Here is a 16,452-nt window from a genome sequence, read left to right as displayed (position 1 = left end):
GCAACTTTGCGATCTCACGTGCGACCTCGATGGAATGCGGGATCTCTGAAGTCGCCGACGCCACACGTGTGACAATTGCTTCAATCTGGGCACAAATTTCATTTGGCAGAATCATCGCTTGACGGCTTTCTTGTTCCTGTTGACGATGAAAAAGTGTGCAAATTCCTCGGCGAACACACCACTGTTATTATCTGGCGACATGTAAGAAAACGCCAACGACAACGCGTTGCCCCCCAATACCGAAATCCCTGACGAGTCCATCGATCATCTCTCGAGATGCTTCACTCGAGGGCGCTTCGATGACGTCGTCGTCGTGCTCGGCCTCCAGTTCGGAGGCCGGGCCGCCCGTAGCCGAGGCTTCCCGCGTCTGCGGGGTCCCCCCATGAGGCCGAGGAGAACTTGTTGCGGGTTGGCTTGCGCTGGGCTTTGTCTTTCGCCCCAGGGTTGGGCTTGGGGGACAGCGCTGCCAATCGCATGTCACGACAGTACGCACGTCGCTCGTGACGAACCATCCTCCGCGGGGTCGGTTTCTTGCCTATCTTGCGGGCAGTGACAGATCGAGTGGCAAGCAACCTGTCCATCCCACCGGATGGGTTCCGCACGAAAGTCGGAATGTATGCACCACGGCATACTCCGGCTTGGCCGGCTCGCCGGCCTTGTCGGTGCCAGGCTGGTCAGCACCGCAGCGGCTATGGATCTTCGCTCGATTTGGCCTGCGCTTCCACAGGCGGGTCTACGCGCACACGCACGCTCGGCTGACGCCGATCCGGCCCACCCAGCTGCACTGCGGCGGCTCGATTCGCGCGCGCGAACCGGAGCTCTTCCATCCAACACCACAGCACGGGCACCACAAATAGCGTGAGCAGCTCGATCAACATGCCGCCAAGAATCGGCACGGCCATGGGCGCCATCACATCACCACCGCGCCCCTGCGAGGCAACAACCGGCATCAGCGCAAGCAACGTCGTGGCGGTGGTCATCAAACATGGCCGCACCCGTCGCTTGCCCGCGTCGAGCGTGCGCTCGCGGATCTCCGCGACCGTCCGCGGCGGCGCGCTCTCGAACTTCTGCGACAGATAAGTCGCCATGACCACGCCATCGTCGGTCGCGATACCAATCAGCGCGATCACCCCAACCCAGACCGCGACCGACAGATTGATCGGCCCCACCCCAAGCAGCGCCCCGATGTTGGTGCCGAGCAGCTCGAAGTCCAAGAACCCCGGCTGCCCCCACGCCCACAGCAGCAAGAACCCACCGCTGACCGCGACGGCGACCCCCGAGTAGATCATCACCGTGACCGCGACCCGACGAAATCGCAGGTGCAGCAGAATGAACACCAACGCGAGCGCGACCGGGATCAGCACCAACAACCGGGCCTCGCTGCGCAGCTGGTTCTCGTAGCTGCCCGAGAACCGATAGCTGACGCCGTCGGGCAGGACCAGCTCACCGCTGGCCAGCGCGGCCTCGATCCGCGCGCGAGCGGCCTCGACGGCCTCGACCTCGGCGACGTCCGCGACCCGATCAAACAACACGTACGCGGTCGCAAACGTGTCTTCGGCCTTGATCATCTGCGGCCCGCGGACGTAGCGAACCTCGGCGATCTGCCCGAGCGGGATCGGCTCTTGGCCGGCGACCGCGATCGGCAGGTGCTCGATCGCCGGGAGCGAGTCGCGATCTTCTCGCATGTAGCGGACCCGCACCCCATAGCGCTCGCGGCCCTCGACGGTCCGCGTCAGCACCATGCCACCCAGCGCGACCTGCAGCTGATGCTGGACCTCGGCGATCGTCAGACCCTGGTGGGCGATCTCGCGGCGATCGAGCTCGAGCTCGAGGTACGGCTTGCCCACCACCCGATCGGCGAACACGGTCTCGGCCCGCAGCTCGGGCACCTCGCGCAGGATCGGCTCGAGCGCCAGGCCAAACCGCTCGATGCTGGCGAGGTCGGGCCCGGCGATCTTGATGCCCATCGGGGCTCGCATGCCGCTCTGCAGCATCACGATCCTCGCGTTGATCGGCATCAGCACGGGCGCGCTGGTCAACCCGGGCATCTGCGCGGCCGCGACGATCTCGTCCCAGATGTCCTGGGTCGAGCGGATCTGGTCACGCCACTGGCGAACTCGGCTGCCGTCGGCCTCGGTCCGGTACTCGGGCACATAGGTGATCACGGTCTCGATCATCGAGACCGGGGCCGGATCCAGCGCGCTGTCGACCCGCCCGAGCTTGCCGACCACCCGATCGACCTCCGGAATTGCCGCGATCGCGGCGTCGATCTGCTGCAACATCTCGAGCGACTGGCCGAGCGACGCGTGCGACATCGTGGTCGGCATGTACAAGAACGCGCCTTCGTCGAAGGGCGGCATGTACTCGCGTCCAAACCCCGGGGCCGCGTTGACCAGCGTCGTCGCCAGCGCCCCGCGCTGGGTCTCGTCGTCGTCGATCGCCCAGCCGAACACCCGCGGCGCGCCAAGCCAGACCGTGCAGCCGAGCACCACGATCAGCGTGGGCATCAGCATGAACGCGAGCTTGTGACGCAAGAACAAGCGCAGCAGCGCCGGGTACAGCCACATGAAGGCGCGCAGCGAGACGACCACGCCGCCGACCAGCCCGCCCACGAACAGCGCGTTGACGGCGAGGCCGGGCGCCGGCCCGAGCGGCAGCCAGCTGCGCGTGAGCGCCAGCGCGACGACGACGATCGCCAGCACGTTCTCGACCATCACGCCGATCGTCACGACGCGCGCAGGCAGCAGCGGCCGCGCCAGGCGAAACCCCGCCATGGCCAACACCAGCGCGCCCAACCAGGCGTGCACCCAGACCAGCAGCGCGAGCCCGAGACCCGCGAGCACCCAGTCGCGCAGGTGCTCCCAGCGGAACATGGAGGCCAGCGCGCGGCGGACGGGGCTGCGCCCGACCCGGGTAGGCGCGGCCGGCTGCGGGCGCATCAGCACCAGCGCCAGCGCGGGCAGGATCAGCAGCGACAGACCCAGCGCGCCGACCATCGCGTAGGTCTTGGTCAGCGCCAGCGGGGTGAACAGCCGTGACTCCGCCGCGGTCAGCCCGAACACGGGCAAGAAGCTGACGACCGTGGTCAAAACCGAGGTCACCACCGCGGGCGCGACCTCGGACGCGGCCCGACGCACGATCTGGGCCCGCTGCTCCAGCGTGCTCGACGTGGGATCCGCGTTCGCTGCCAGACGCGTCGCGATGTTCTCGGTCAGCACGATCCCGATGTCGACCATCGTCCCGATTGCGATCGCTATCCCGCCCAGCGCCATCACGTTGGCGTCGACGCCGGTAAGCTTCATGACCACGAAGGTCGCGAGCACACCCAGCGGCAGCATCGCGGAGATCAACAGCGAGCTGCGAAGGTCTCGCAGCAGCACCAAGACCACGATGATCGTGATCAGGATCTCCTGCCACAGCGCGGTCGAGAGCGTGTCCAGCGTCTCGTGGATCAGTTGGGTGCGATCGTAAAATGGCACCACGGTGACCTGGCTCTCGCGCCCGTCGGCCAGGGTCTTGCGCGGCAGCCCGGCCTGGATCTCGGCGATCCGTTGCTTGACCGCCTCGATCGTCTCGAGCGGGTTGGCGCCGTAGCGCGCGACCACGACCCCACCGACGACCTCGGCCCCCGCGTCGTCGAGGGCCCCGCGCCGCTGGGCCGGACCCAGCGTCACCCGGGCCACGTCGCGCACGCGGATCGGCGTGTGCTCGCGCGACACGACCACCGCCTCTTCGAGGTCACGCTGATCCTCGATGAAGCCGACGCTGCGGATCAGGTACTCGACCCGATTGATCTCCAGGGTCCGCGCGCCGACGTCGAGGTTCGAGCCCGCGACCGCCCGCGCGACCTGATCCAGGGTCACCCCTTGCGCGCGCAGGGCCTCGGGATCGACGTCGACCTGGTACTCCTTGACGAACCCGCCGACCGACGCGACCTCGGACACGCCCGAGACCGACTGCAGGGCGTAGCGCAAGGTCCAGTCCTGGACCGAGCGCAGCTCGTGCAGATCCCAGCCACCCACGAGCTCGCCGGTCGCCGGGTCGCGGCCCTCGAGCGTGTACCAAAACACCTGCCCCAGCGCGGTCGCGTCGGGGCCCAGGGTCGGACTCACGCCGTCGGGCACGGTCCCCGGCTGCAGCGACGCGAGCTTCTCGAGCACGCGGCTGCGGGCCCAGTAGAACTCCACGTCGTCCTCGAAGATCACGTAGATCGTCGAGAACCCAAACGCCGAGGCGCTGCGCACCGTCTTGACCGCCGGGATCCCCAGCAGCGCCGTGGTCAGCGGGTAGGTGATCTGATCTTCGATGTCCCGCGGCGACCGACCTGGCCACTCGCTGAACACGATCTGCTGGTTCTCGCCGACGTCGGGGATCGCGTCGACCGGGACCGGTGAGCGCGGCAGCGGCCCGGTGTCCCACACGAACGGCGAAGCCCACACGCCGGCGAGCGCGATCAACAGCGCGAGCACGAACACCGCGAGTCGGTTGGCGACGAACCACCCGAGCAGCTTGGCCCAGTTGTCGTCGTGCTCGAGTGGTTCGAGGGGCTCGTCCTCATCGAGATCGACGTCGAGCTCCAGGCTCTCAATCTCCCCCGACATCGACGCCGACACGCCCGAGTCGCCCGGCTCGACCACGGCTAGCCACCCTCCGAGCTGACGTTCGCCAGGCCGCCAGTCGCAGCCAGCAGGTACTGACCCGGATCGATCGTCGAGCGGAACTCACCGCAGCTGAGCATGCTCTCGCCGAAGTAGCTGTTGGCGAGCACCTCGCCGGCCTGGATCCATTCTGCACCCTGGTTGGCGCCCGCCATCGGGCAGAACGCGAGGCGCAGCGGGACCGCGAGCGGGTTGCCGAACACCGACACGATTTGCTGCGACAGCGCGCTGAGGTGCAAGAAGGCCCCGCGCGCGCCCTCGATCGCCTGCGACTGCGCGGCGTCGTTGGCGTGCTTCTCAATCGCCGGGCCGATCACCGCCCACGCCTGCGCGGCCGCGGAGTCACTCGCTGGCGCCACCGCCTGCGACGCCTCGGCCAGGCGCGCGCCCGCAGCCTGGGCCGCGTGCCAGTCGTCGTCGGCCAGCGCGACCTGCATGTCCAGGTACGCGCTCATCACCGCCGCGAGCTGGCCGCGCAGCTTGGGGTCTGGCTCGACCCGCTCGAGCTCGCGCTGATCCTCGCTCTGGTTGGTCTGGGTCATCATGCTCGCGCCGCCGCGGATCTGGAGATCCGCGTCGATCGCAAAGGCCCCGTGCACGACCACGCGCTCGCCCTCGGCGAGGCCGGCGACGACCGGATACAGCTCACCCATCCGCGGTCCGAGCTCGACGACCCGCGGCACGTAGATCGGCCGCCCGCCCGGCTCGGTCGCGGGCAGCTCGACGTAGACCAACGAGCGCCGCCCCGTGAACAGCGGCGCCGTGACCGGGACGACCAGCGGCTTTTGCTTGGCCTCGACCGCCGCGCCGCCGCGCACCACCGCCTCGACGAACATGCCCGGGCGCAGCCGCCCGTCCTCGTTGTCGACCTCGACGCGCACCCGCGTGACCCGCCTGCGCGCGTCGAGCATCGGAGCGATGAACGCGACCTCGCCCGTGAACCGCTCGCCGGCCAGCGCCTCGGCCTCGATGTCGACGCTCTGGCCCTCCATCAGGGCCGGCAGGTCGCTCTCGTAGGCGTCGAGCTGGACCCACAGCCGCGAGAGATCGGCGACCCGAAACAACACGGCGCCGGCCTCGACGTACTGGCCCTGGGTCGCGAGCCGCTCCATCACCGTCCCGCCGTCGGTCGCGTTGATCGAGACCGACTTGCGCGGCGCGCCAGCCTCGGCCATGCGATCGATCTCGGCGTCCGACAGGCCGAGCAGGCTCAGGCGCTGGCGCGCGGCCGCGAGCGTGGCCTCGGCCGACGACCGGGCCAGATCGCTGGCGTTGCGCAGCTTCGCGACCGACTTGGTCGCGGTCAGCAGATCCTGGTGCGCGGCGTAGACCTCGGGGCTGTAGAGGGTGGCGATCGGCTGGCCGCGGCGCACGACCGTGCCGGTCTCGCGCACGTAGAGCTTGTCGACCCGACCACCGATCCACGCGCTGACGTTGCGCACCCGGCTCTCGTCGACCTCGACCCGGCCGAGCAGGCGCAGGTCGACGCCCGGGGTCGCAATCCGCTCGACCGCGACGGTCTCGATCCGCGCGAGCACGGCCGCGCGCTCCGACAGCTGGACCTGCTCGCTGCCGCCGTCGCCCAGGTCCGAGAGCGGGATCAGGTCCATGCCACAGATCGGACAGGCGCCCGGATCGGGCTGCCGGACCTGCGGGTGCATGGCGCAGGTCCAGACCTCGTCGCTGGTCTCGTGGGCGTGGCCGTCATCCTCGGCCGGGGGCGCGGCCAGCTCTGGCACGCAGCGGCCCAGGCCGAACATCAGCACCGCCACGATCGGCACCAGCAACCACGGCAACCATGAACTCGGCGCTTCACTCGGGAACTTGTTCATGGGTCGATCTCCTGCGGTTGCGCGTCGACGCTGCGACCCACGATCGCCTCGAGATCCGCCCACGCGATCGCATGGGCGGCGTGTAGCTGCACCGCGGCCAGGCGCAGCTCGAGCAGCTCGCGCTCGGCCAGCAAGATCGCGGCAAACTGGACATCGCCGGTCGCGTAGCCGCCGAGCGTCGACTCGAGCGCGCTCTGGGCCTGGGGGATCAGCGTGTCTTCATGCAGCGCCGCGCGGCGGGCCGTGTCGCGGATCTGCGAGAGCGCCATGCTCAGCTGCGCCGCCGCCCGGTCCCGCGTGGCCGCCCACTCGGCCCGGGCGGCCGCGGCCTCGGCCTCGGCCGCGCGCTGATCCTCCGCATAGTTGCGCTGCCACAGTGGCAGCTCCACGCCGACGCTGATCGACACAGCGTCCTTGCCCGAGTCGGCGACGTTGCCCATCCGCGCGGGCCCAACCTCGACCCAGTCGACCCCCAGCGAGAACCCGGGCGCCCGCGCGTGGCGAGCTTCCTTGACCCGCAGATCCCCGACCTCGGCCTGCGCCTGCCAGCGACCCAGGCTGGGGTGATCGACGAGCGCCAGCCGCAGCGACGCCTCATCGGCGCCGGGCTGCTCGAGTCGGGGGAGCGCGGAGGCGGTCGGCGTCGGGGTCTCGGGCGGGGCCGCGACGGCGGCGACCAGCGCGGCCTGGGCCGCCTGCTGCGACTCGTTGAGCCCGTCAATTTGATCGGCCAGGCGCGCGCGCCCGAGCTCGAGCTGCTGAATGTCGGCGAGCGACGCGTTGCCGATCTCGAGCCGCGCGCGGGCGATCTCGATCAGCCCCTCGTACAGCTCGAGCTGCTCGCGCTCGATCACCTCGATCTCGCGCAGGGTCCACAGCCGCCAGTACGCGATCACCACCCGCGCGCGCAGCTCGAGCGCCGCTGCCTCGAACTTTCGCTGCTCGACGCGGGCCGCGGCCGTCGCTGCGTCGGCGCCCGCGAGCAGCTCACCCGGCCACGGAAACCGCTGCTGCACGCCCAGACGATGCCGCTGCGGACCCACGCGGGTCTCGACCGGCGACACGAACACCGCGTAGGTGAGCATCGGCGAAGGCAGCCGGCGCTCCCGCGCGACCCGATGCGTGGCCGCCCGCCACCGCTCCCAGCTCGCGCGCAGGTTGTGCTCGTGAACCAGCGCGTAGGCCACGTAGGGTTCGGGGGTCCCGTCGAAGTTGGGCTGCTCGCCGTTGGCCCAGTCGTCGCCGAGCGGCGCGTCGGCGGCCACCTGCGGCGCGGCGGCCAGGGTCTGACCCGCGCGATCGAGCGAGCCCTGCATGGTTCGCTCGGCACGGGTGACGCAGCCCGCGAGCGCGAGCGAGCCCGACAGCGCGAGCCACATTGCCCACGCGCGCCCCCGAGCCCGGCGCTGGACCAGCGCGTCAGCTCGGGCGAGATACGGCAAGGTGGGTTCGAGCACTCGAGGCCTCGTCAGTGGGGTTGGAGAGCGCAGGGCTTGGCGGTCCCGGGGGATACGGTTGCAGATGTTCCCGGTCCACGAAAGGGCTCCCGTGCGGGCAGCCCCCCGCGTGCGGGGTTTGGTAGGGTGATAGGGGCTCGCCCGGTTGGCACTCCCATGGCTTCCAGCACGATTACCGCCAGCTGGACCCGTCGCGTCCTCACTCACGCACGCGAACGCGGCCTCGACGCGACAGACCTGGCCCTCGAGCTCGGCATCGCTGGGAGCGAGCTCGCGGCGCCGCACGGCCGGGTTTGCTTCGCCGCGCACCAACACCTCCTCGATCACCTGGCGCGGCGGCTCGACGACCCGGGTCTCGGTCTCGCGATTGGGACCGGGGCAGCGGCCGCCGACTTCGGCATGATCGGGCTGCTCGCGGAGTCCTGCGACACCCTGGGGCAGGCGCTCGCGATGATCCGGCGCTTCAACGCCGTGGCCAACGAGGCCTCGTTCATGACCTTCTGGGTCGAGGGCGGTCGGCTGATTGTCCAGGACGCGCACCACCGCGATGGCCGGCCGATGTCGCCGACGGTGGCCGAGGCGACGCTGGCCTTCTACCTGGCCGTGGTCCGACGAACGACGGGTATCGCCCAGCCGCTCGTCGAGGTCTGGCTGGCCCACGCGGCCCATCGCGGCTGGACCGCCGAGCGGGCCGAGACCTTCGGCGTCCCGCGCCGGTTCGGCCGTCCCATTCACGCCCTGGTGTTCCCCGCGGAGCTGATTCGCGCCCCGCTGCTCACGGCCCGGCCGGAGCTCGCGTCCAACCTCGAGCCGGTCGTCCATCACATGCACGACGCGCTCGCGCCACTCGACTCACCGGTCGCGCGCGTGGCCCAGCAGGTTCGTGTCGACCTCGCCCGCGGCGGTCCGGTCTCGCTTCGACGCTTCGCTCGCCGCGCCGGAATCAGTCCGCGCACGCTGCAGCGCCAGCTGACCGACGCCGACCACAGCTACCGAGAGCTCGTGGATCGCACGCGCCGCGACGCCGCGTACCGCCTCCTCACGACGTCCACCGTCACCCTCGACGCGGTCGCCGAGACCCTCGGGTACGCAGACATTCGCGCGTTCCGACGCGCCTGCGTGCGCTGGTTCGGCGTCCCCCCGAGTCAGCTCCGGCTGCGCGAGGGCGGCGCGGCCTGCTGACAGCTGGCGCGAACTGTCCGGTTTGTGGCGGCAACCGTCCTTTGTGGCTGCGGCGCGCGCCCGCACCTTGATGGCATGCACGCCGTCCTCCGAGGCTCCCTACTGTCCGGCCTCGCCGCGGCCGCGTGGCTCGGCCCGGGCTGCACGAGCGCCACGGATCCCCACCTCGTCCCGGCGACGGTGGTCGATGATCCCACGCTGCCTCGGCTCGCGCTCGCCGACGGACGCCTCGTCCACCTGCAGACCTTCGGCGATCCTTCGTGGCCCCTGGTCATCGTCCTGCACGGCGGGCCGGGCGGCGATCACCGCGACTACCTCCACCTCGCGAGCCTCGCCGACGAGTACTTCGTCGTGCTCTGGGACCAGCGTGGGACGGGGCTCTCGGAGCGCGTGCCCGACAGCGAGATCGACGGGCCGACCTACCTCGACGACCTCGCGTTCCTCGGCGAGCACTTCAGCCCTGATCGCCCCTTCCACCTCATCGGCCACTCCTGGGGCGGCGCGTACGCCACATACTTCGTGCAACACCACCCCGATCGGGTCGACAAGCTGGTCCTCGCCGAGCCCGGAGCCCTCGACACCAACGCGGCCGCGGTGGGCAACGACGCCGGCGTGGACTTCGTGTCGCACAGCGTCCAGGAGTACCTCAACACCAGCGACTACCTGCTACCGGACACCGACGCGCGCGCCGACTACTTCTATGTGATCGCGCTGGCGAGCTTCAAGCCCGACGAGCGGCTGCTCGGCTACGAGTTCTGGCGGCTGGGCCTGCGCGTTAATGTGGGCATCAACGAGTGGCAGGGGAACTTCGGCGGACCCAACACCTTCGACTTCACGACCGGGCTCGCCGACTTCGATCGCAAGGTGCTGTTGATCGCGGGGACGAGCGACGGCCGGCTCGGCTACGAGTTCCAGCGGACCCATCACGCCATCCACTTTCCAGACGTCGAGCTCCTCCACCTCCCCGACGCCACCCACAGCGAGCTCCTGCGCCGCCCCGAGTCGCTCGAAGCGATCCGCCGCTACCTGGCCGAGCCGCCCGCTGCCCACAGTGAAACAGCTGACGAATGGCGCATGCAAGCGGGCGAGAAGTCTCGCCCGAGCTGGGAGCAGTCTCGCCCGAGCTGGCGTTGTTCGCGGGCGGCGCGGTCGGCTTCCGCATCGAGAAGCGGGTCCGCCTCGGGCTGCGCTTCGCGTGGCGGGTCCCCTACACCTTCAAGGCCTACACCCCCTACGTCCAGCCCTACACGGTCGGGGTCGAGATCGGCGTCGAGCTGTGACGCACCGGTGTTCTGAATCCGCCCGCGCACTTGTCCGCAACCCGCGCCACCCGAGCTAGCGAGCGCGCCGCTGCCAGGGCTATGCTGCCCGCAGTGGCAAACATCGGCTACATCCAGGTCGTTCGGCACTGCAACCACTTTTGTGGGTTCTGCTCCAACCCGACGACCCCCTACTCGCACACCTTCGAGTCGATGAAGGTGCTCGTCGATGACTTCGTCGCGCGCGGCTACTTTGGCGTGATCCTGACCGGCGGCGAGCCAAGCCTGCACCCCGAGCTGCCGAAGATCTGTCAGTACGCCAGCGACAGCGGCCTCCACGTCCGGATGATCACCAACGGCACGCGGATGGCCGACAAAAAATTCGCGAAGGCCATGGCCGACGCCGGCCTGAAGATCGTCCACGTGTCGATCTACTCGGTCAAGGAAGAGGTCGAGGACATCCTGCGCGGGACCCCGGGCACGCTGCCGATCGCCCTGCGGGCGCTGGACAACGCCGCGGAGTTTGGGATCGACGTCAACATGAACTGCGTGATCAACAAGCTCAACGCGGATCACCTCGATCTCAACATTCGCTACTTCATCCAGCACCACCCGTACATCCGCCACTTCGTGTGGAACAACCTCGATCCCTCGATGGGCCGGGCCGAGGTCAACCAGGATCAATACACCCCGCGGCTGGCAGAATTCGAGCTCTCGCTGCACCGCGGATGCCGGCTGCTCCAGCGCAGCGGGCGGACCTTTCGGATCGAGAAGGTCCCGCTGTGCTACATGACCGACTTCGCCTGGGCCAGCACCGAGACCCGCAAGATCGTCAAGTCGGAGGAGCGCATCGTGCACTTCCTCGACGACAAGCAGACCGTGCGGCAGCGCGAGTGGGGCCACAAGTACGCGCCAGCGTGTGAGCAGTGCTCACTGCGTTCGATCTGCGGCGGCGTGTTCGACCGCGGCAACGCCTACGATCCGGCCGAGCTCTCGCCTGTGTTCGTCAGCCGCGACGCGATCGTCGAGACGATCCTGCGCGACCCGACCGACCCCAGCTTCGGCAAGCTGACCCTCGACGAGTGGAAGGACAGCTTCGACGGCCCGCCGGTCGCCGCCAACAACGACAGCGATCTGCCGCCCGCGAGCATGCGCGGCGACGGCCCGAGCGTGGGGGCCGTGACCGACAGGAGCCGCAAGCTGTTCGAGGCCAAGCGCCGGGCCGAGGGCAAGAAGGCCGAGAAATCCGGGGTCGCGCTCGAGAACACCAAGCTGATCGAGCGCGCGCTGCTCCCCGAATAACTTTGATATTTTAGGTACTTCGAGTTACCGACATCACGCACACCAATCTCGGGGTTGGCGGGTGGCTCAATTTGCCTGCGGGTCTGGATAAACAGCCATGAACTGATACTTTGCGGCGATGCGTCGGCACCTCCGGATCTTGGCCCCTGCCCTGTTGTTACTCACGCTCCTTCCGGTCGGCGTGAAAGCTGCTGAACCTGAAGTCGAGGCGCCGACCACCGACCCGCTGATCTCGAGCGGCACGCCGGCGCAAAATTGCCAGTGGCCGACGACGGTCTTGATCTCGGCCAACGGCGGGCTGTGCACCGGCACGCTGGTCCACCCGCAGATCGTCGTCACCGCGGCCCACTGCCCGACCGTCAACCAGGTCCGGTTCGGCGAGTCGGCGAACAATCCGGATCGCTCGGTCGGCGTCGACTTCTGCATGCGCAATCCGGCCTGGAACCCCAACGACAACAACGGGGTCAACGGCGACGACTATGCGTTCTGCAAGCTCTCGCAGCCGGTCAACGACGTCCCGATCACGCCGCCCATGTATGGCTGTGAGCTCGACATGCTCACGCCCAACAAGCCCTCGATGATCGTGGGGTTTGGCGCCAACCAGGGTGAGAACGGCGCGGGGACCAAGCGCTGGGCCCAGACGATCATCCAGATCCCGGTCCTGCAAGACAGCGAGATCGTCGCTGTCGGCGAAAATGGAACCGCGGCGTGTGGCGGCGACTCGGGCGGCCCGGCCTACTTTCAATTCCCCGACGGCAGCTGGCACGCGTTTGGGATCGTCTCGGGCGGGCCGCCGTGTGGGCAAGGGGCCGACACTTACTCGTTGATGCACCGCGCGGTCCCGTTCATCGAGGAGAACTCCGGGATCGACATCACGCCCTGCCACGATGTCGACGGGACCTGGAACCCCACCGCGGCGTGCGGCGGGTTCGCGACGGATCCGACCAACAGCTCGGTCTCGTGGAACAGCGGGTGCGCAACTCAGCTGTCTGGCTTGAAGTCCACCTGCGGGCCCGCGTTTGGATCCCCACCCGACAACAACCCGCCGACTGTCGCGATCGTGGACCCGCTCGACGGCGCCAACCTTGTCCCGGATGAGCTGCTCGACATCCTCGTTGACGCCGAGGATCCCGAATTCGCGGTCGTCAGCGTCTCGCTGCTGATCGACGGCGAACAAGTCGCAACCGACACCAAAGCGCCGTGGGTGTTCGCGAACGCCAGCTTCCCGGTCGGGACCTTCGGCCTCGTTGCGATCGCGGAGGACTTCGCTGGCAACACGACCGAGTCGGCCACGGTCACGATCATCGTCGGGGACGGCGGCGGCGATGGTGACGGCGATCCCGGGGACGGGGACGGGGACGCCGGAGACGACGGCGAAGACAGTGACGGCGAGACCGGGAGCGTTGATACGGGCTTTAGCACCGGCTTCGACTCGGGCGTTGACACCGGACCGGGGATCGGCGACGGCGACAACGGCTGCGCGTGCACGATCGGTCCGCGCGACGGGGCCGGTGGGGCGCTCGGGTTTGGGTTGGGTCTATTGCTGCTGCTCGGCTTGCGTCGCCGATCCTGAGTGCTCGGAAGCTGAGCAGCCGGCTTGACAACAAATAAGCCGTGGCTTATTTGTTGTCAATGCGGCGCGCGACCGTGATCGAAGACAAGATCTTCCAGGCACTGGCGGACCCCAGCCGTCGGGCGATCTTCGAGTCGCTCACGCGCGGCGAAGCGGCGGTGAAGGACCTCACGGCCCGCTTCAACATCTCGCAACCGGCGGTCTCGCAGCACCTCGCCACTTTGAAGAGCGCCGGTCTGGTGACCAGCCGACGAGAGGGCCGCCATGCCCACTATCGCGTGGAACCGCGCGGACTGAAGCCTCTGATCGACTGGATCGCGCACTACCAGGCGTTCTGGACGGAGCGCGCCGATCGCCTTGAACAACTGCTCGAGAAAATGGACCAATGACTGCCAAAGACACGACACCCCCATCCCAAACCGAGTCGATCTCGTTCGAATTCAAACTGCGTCATTCGCCGGAGCGGGTGTGGCACGCACTCACGGACCCGGTGCTGCTCAGCGAGTGGCTCCTGCCCATTGTCGGACTCGAGCTCGATCCGGGAGCCACGTTCACGTTCAAGACCCAGCCCTACCCCGGCTGGGACGGGACCGTGAACTGCCGGATCCTCGAGGTCGATACCCACCGGAAGCTGAGTTACGCGTGGGTCGTGGGCGACATGGAGCTGGACACGGTGGTCACCTTCACGCTCGAGCCCACCTCGTCGGGCACCCGCCTCTCGCTCGTACAGTCGGGCTTCAAGCCGTCGCAGAAGCAGAACTTTGGTGGTGCGCGCTACGGCTGGAAGCTCATGGGCGGGAAGCTCGTCGACCTGCTCGACCGGGAAGGACGAGACGAGGTATGAACATTCTCTTGTGGGTGCTTCAAGTCTTGCTCGCTCTGCACACCGTCACGGGTGCGGTGTGGAAGCTTTCCAATTCCGAGCAGGTCGTGCCTTCGCTCAGCGCGATGCCCCACGCCGCCTGGCTGGCGCTGAGCGTCATCGAGCTGCTCTGCAGCCTGGCCCTGATCCTGCCGGCCTTCAACAAGCGCCTCGCCAAACTGGCGCCAATCGCGGCGGTCTGCATCGCGGCCGAGATGCTGCTGTTTGTCGGATTGCATCTCTCATCCGGTGACCCAACTTACGGCCCCATGATCTATTGGCTGGTCGTGGCCGGCATCTGCGCGTTCATTGCGTACGGCAGGATCTTGCTAAAGCCGCTCTAGAGCGCCGATCAGTTTGGAGTCGCGTCGTCAGGTGCGTCTGGGGCCGTTCCTGCCTAGGAGGGAGGCCGAAGCTGTATCCGGCATACTGCGAGCGCCGACCGACAACGGCAGGAGCGGTCCCAGATGTGCCTGGCGTCGTGAATTCAAACTGATTGGCGCTCTAGCAGGGTGTGGTGTGCTGCATCGTGTCGCCTGGGAGCCAATCCCAACTTGCGCGGATCAGATCTACTATAGGTCATGCCCAGCGCTGGCCAAGGTCTGTCTTCGCACACGCGGCTCGAGCCGCGCGCGAGGGCTTGGCGCGCCGTCCCGGTTGCGCTGGTGTTCCTCTCGGGCTTTCTTGGTCTGTCCTCGGGCGTCGAGGTCAGCGAGCGCGAGCTGAGCGAAGTCGGCTACTGGGCCAAGGCCTACGCGCTCGGCTTGTTCGTGGTCGGCGGCGTCGACCTTGGCACCCCGCACGGCGGGTCCCGATCTGGCGCGGCGCGCTGTGGGGAGCCTACTTTTGCGCGCCGGTCGTCGGCGACATCCGCAGCGACGAGGTGCTCGACGCGGTCGGCATCGGCCACGCGCGCCGGGTGATGCTGCTGACCAGCGACGACTTCGGCAACCTCGACACTGCGTCGCGGATCTTGACCCGCCGAGCTGATCACCCGCAGCATGCCGCCCCAGTGGTGCGCGGACGCTTCGGGCCAGTAAACGCTGTGCGCACGGATCTATGATTCAAACCCGTGGGCCAAAATGTCGATCGCGCGGATTTGATTGACCCCGCGAGTCGCGCTCAGACAAGATATACCATGCTCACCAAAAAGAGTCTGTTCGCGATCGTGTCCGAGGATCCGACAAAGCTCCCGATGCAGCTCGCTGCCGCGGCGCTCGACGACCCGGTCTACTTCGACGAGGGCATGGGCATGCCGGTGGTCCTCTCGACCAAGTGGATCGAAATTATGCTGCGCGACGGGCAGACCTTTAGCACCAGGGTATTCGCCAACGGCCTGATGAAAGACGCGCTGATCGCGACATCGGGCACCGCCCACACCCAGATGCGCAAGCTCTACAACCAGTTCTTTGCTCCCCAGCAGATCCGGGCCTACGAGCAGAAAATAGTCGTTCCGGCGGTGGCCGGCGTGCTCGACTCACTCGCCAACCAGGACCAGCCCGACCTCATCGATCACTTCTGCGTGGCGGTGCCGCAGCAGGTCGTGTCCGCCCTGTTTGGGCTCCCGGCCGACCGCATCGCCAGCAACGACGCGCTGGTCCGCAAGATCCTGCTGGCGATCGTCCGTCCCTTCGATCCCGAGGTCGTCAGCGCGGGCAGTGACGCCTACGCGGAGATGGCCGACGAGCTGCGATCGATCGCCGCGCGTGAGCTCGAGAACCCGAGTGACACGATGCTGGGCGAGATCGCCAAGGCCCTGATCGCCGGGGGCCAGGGCACCGTCGAGGCCTGCGAGCGGATCGTGTTCACGCTGATCCTCGGCAGCTACGAGACCACGATCTGGGGGCTCGCGTCGACCCTGGCCGGGCTGCTGCGCTACCCAGAGGCCCTGGCCCGGGTTCGGGACGACGCAGCCCTGCTCCCGGCCGCGATCGAAGAGTCGTGGCGCTGGTGCGGGAGCTCGTCTGGCACCGTGCGCTTCGTCGAGCAACCAACCACGATCGCTGGTCACGACTTCGACGCGGGCAGCGTCGTGCAGCTCGGCTGGCAGGCGATGCACTTTGACGCGAGCCTGTATCCCAGCCCCGAAACATTTGACATCGAGCGCAAGGTCAAGACCATGATCTTCAGCGGTGGCGCGCACTATTGCGTGGGCGCACCGCTCGCTCGCATGGAGACCCGCGTGGCCATCTCGCAGCTGCTCGCACGCTTCCCCAACCTTCGCGCCGACCCCAGTCGCGCGGCACCCAAGTACATGGTTGGCACCCGCGGGTCTATCGCGTTTGGGCCTGACCACCTTCCCGCAACCCTCAACTAGGTCGCGCGAT

At 68.1% G+C, this 16,452-nt stretch carries 12 protein-coding genes; 9 read left to right on the top strand and 3 right to left on the bottom strand.

Going from position 1 to position 16,452, the window contains the following annotated elements:
* Window positions 1-689: 689 nt before the first annotated feature.
* From ENSA7_RS10740 to ENSA7_RS42210, 3 genes are read right to left on the bottom strand one after another with little or no spacing between them, the layout of a single operon-like run.
* Window positions 690-4,637: an efflux RND transporter permease subunit gene (locus ENSA7_RS10740; RefSeq protein ID WP_244923769.1), complete on the bottom strand. Its 3,948-nt coding sequence runs from the start codon at window positions 4,635-4,637 to the stop codon at window positions 690-692.
* A 2-nt stretch (window positions 4,638-4,639) separates the two neighbouring features.
* Window positions 4,640-6,490: an efflux RND transporter periplasmic adaptor subunit gene (locus ENSA7_RS10735; protein WP_106089138.1), complete on the bottom strand. Its 1,851-nt coding sequence runs from the start codon at window positions 6,488-6,490 to the stop codon at window positions 4,640-4,642.
* The gene (locus tag ENSA7_RS42210; RefSeq protein WP_181233616.1) at window positions 6,487-7,947 is read right to left on the bottom strand and encodes a TolC family protein; all 1,461 of its coding nucleotides are present in this window, start codon (window positions 7,945-7,947) and stop codon (window positions 6,487-6,489) included. Before ENSA7_RS42210 ends, ENSA7_RS10735 begins: the two co-directional genes overlap by 4 nt.
* Window positions 7,948-8,103: 156 nt before the next feature.
* Between ENSA7_RS42210 and ENSA7_RS42205 the strand changes: the two genes are divergently transcribed.
* From ENSA7_RS42205 to ENSA7_RS10680, 9 genes are all read left to right on the top strand, one after another.
* Window positions 8,104-9,129 (top strand): AraC family transcriptional regulator, encoded by a 1,026-nt coding sequence (locus ENSA7_RS42205; protein ID WP_181233614.1) that lies wholly within the window; start codon window positions 8,104-8,106, stop codon window positions 9,127-9,129.
* Between the two features lie 75 nt (window positions 9,130-9,204).
* Window positions 9,205-10,425 carry an alpha/beta fold hydrolase gene (locus ENSA7_RS10720; RefSeq protein ID WP_106089136.1) on the top strand — a complete coding sequence of 407 codons (1,221 nt, stop codon included), beginning with the start codon at window positions 9,205-9,207 and terminating at the stop codon, window positions 10,423-10,425.
* Between the two features lie 77 nt (window positions 10,426-10,502).
* On the top strand, window positions 10,503-11,690 hold the full coding sequence (locus tag ENSA7_RS10715) for a radical SAM protein (RefSeq protein ID WP_181233612.1): 1,188 nt from the start codon (window positions 10,503-10,505) through the stop codon (window positions 11,688-11,690).
* A gap of 118 nt (window positions 11,691-11,808) precedes the next feature.
* Window positions 11,809-13,263, top strand: a complete 1,455-nt coding sequence (locus ENSA7_RS10710) for a trypsin-like serine protease (RefSeq protein WP_106089134.1) — start codon at window positions 11,809-11,811, stop codon at window positions 13,261-13,263.
* Window positions 13,264-13,322: 59 nt separating this feature from the next.
* Window positions 13,323-13,652, top strand: coding sequence for an ArsR/SmtB family transcription factor (locus tag ENSA7_RS10705; RefSeq protein ID WP_106089133.1), 330 nt, complete (start codon window positions 13,323-13,325; stop codon window positions 13,650-13,652).
* Entirely contained in the window at window positions 13,649-14,107 is a 459-nt protein-coding gene (locus tag ENSA7_RS10700; RefSeq protein ID WP_106089132.1) for an SRPBCC family protein, read from the top strand. The genes ENSA7_RS10705 and ENSA7_RS10700 overlap by 4 nt, the downstream gene beginning before the upstream one ends.
* The gene (locus tag ENSA7_RS10695; protein ID WP_106089131.1) at window positions 14,104-14,469 is read left to right on the top strand and encodes a DoxX family protein; all 366 of its coding nucleotides are present in this window, start codon (window positions 14,104-14,106) and stop codon (window positions 14,467-14,469) included. Before ENSA7_RS10700 ends, ENSA7_RS10695 begins: the two co-directional genes overlap by 4 nt.
* A gap of 237 nt (window positions 14,470-14,706) precedes the next feature.
* Window positions 14,707-15,048 (top strand): hypothetical protein, encoded by a 342-nt coding sequence (locus ENSA7_RS10690; RefSeq protein ID WP_106089130.1) that lies wholly within the window; start codon window positions 14,707-14,709, stop codon window positions 15,046-15,048.
* Between the two features lie 215 nt (window positions 15,049-15,263).
* The gene (locus ENSA7_RS10680; protein ID WP_106089128.1) at window positions 15,264-16,442 is read left to right on the top strand and encodes a cytochrome P450; all 1,179 of its coding nucleotides are present in this window, start codon (window positions 15,264-15,266) and stop codon (window positions 16,440-16,442) included.
* Window positions 16,443-16,452 lie beyond the last annotated feature (10 nt).

This window comes from Enhygromyxa salina (genome assembly GCF_002994635.1).
Lineage (GTDB): Bacteria > Myxococcota_A > Polyangia > Nannocystales > Nannocystaceae > Plesiocystis > Plesiocystis salina_B.
This window is presented reverse-complemented; position numbering and strand designations above follow the sequence as displayed.

What these genes read in the sequence shown, in the direction of transcription:
- ENSA7_RS10705 (WP_106089133.1), top strand. Translation starts at nt 13,323, where the DNA reads ATGCGGCGCGCGACCGTGATCGAAGACAAGATCTTCCAGGCACTGGCG.
- ENSA7_RS10690 (WP_106089130.1), top strand. Translation starts at nt 14,707, where the DNA reads ATGCCCAGCGCTGGCCAAGGTCTGTCTTCGCACACGCGGCTCGAGCCG.
- ENSA7_RS10720 (WP_106089136.1), top strand. Translation starts at nt 9,205, where the DNA reads ATGCACGCCGTCCTCCGAGGCTCCCTACTGTCCGGCCTCGCCGCGGCC.
- ENSA7_RS10695 (WP_106089131.1), top strand. Translation starts at nt 14,104, where the DNA reads ATGAACATTCTCTTGTGGGTGCTTCAAGTCTTGCTCGCTCTGCACACC.
- ENSA7_RS10735 (WP_106089138.1), bottom strand. Translation starts at nt 6,490, where the DNA reads ATGAACAAGTTCCCGAGTGAAGCGCCGAGTTCATGGTTGCCGTGGTTG.
- ENSA7_RS42205 (WP_181233614.1), top strand. Translation starts at nt 8,104, where the DNA reads ATGGCTTCCAGCACGATTACCGCCAGCTGGACCCGTCGCGTCCTCACT.
- ENSA7_RS10710 (WP_106089134.1), top strand. Translation starts at nt 11,809, where the DNA reads ATGCGTCGGCACCTCCGGATCTTGGCCCCTGCCCTGTTGTTACTCACG.
- ENSA7_RS10680 (WP_106089128.1), top strand. Translation starts at nt 15,264, where the DNA reads ATGCTCACCAAAAAGAGTCTGTTCGCGATCGTGTCCGAGGATCCGACA.
- ENSA7_RS10700 (WP_106089132.1), top strand. Translation starts at nt 13,649, where the DNA reads ATGACTGCCAAAGACACGACACCCCCATCCCAAACCGAGTCGATCTCG.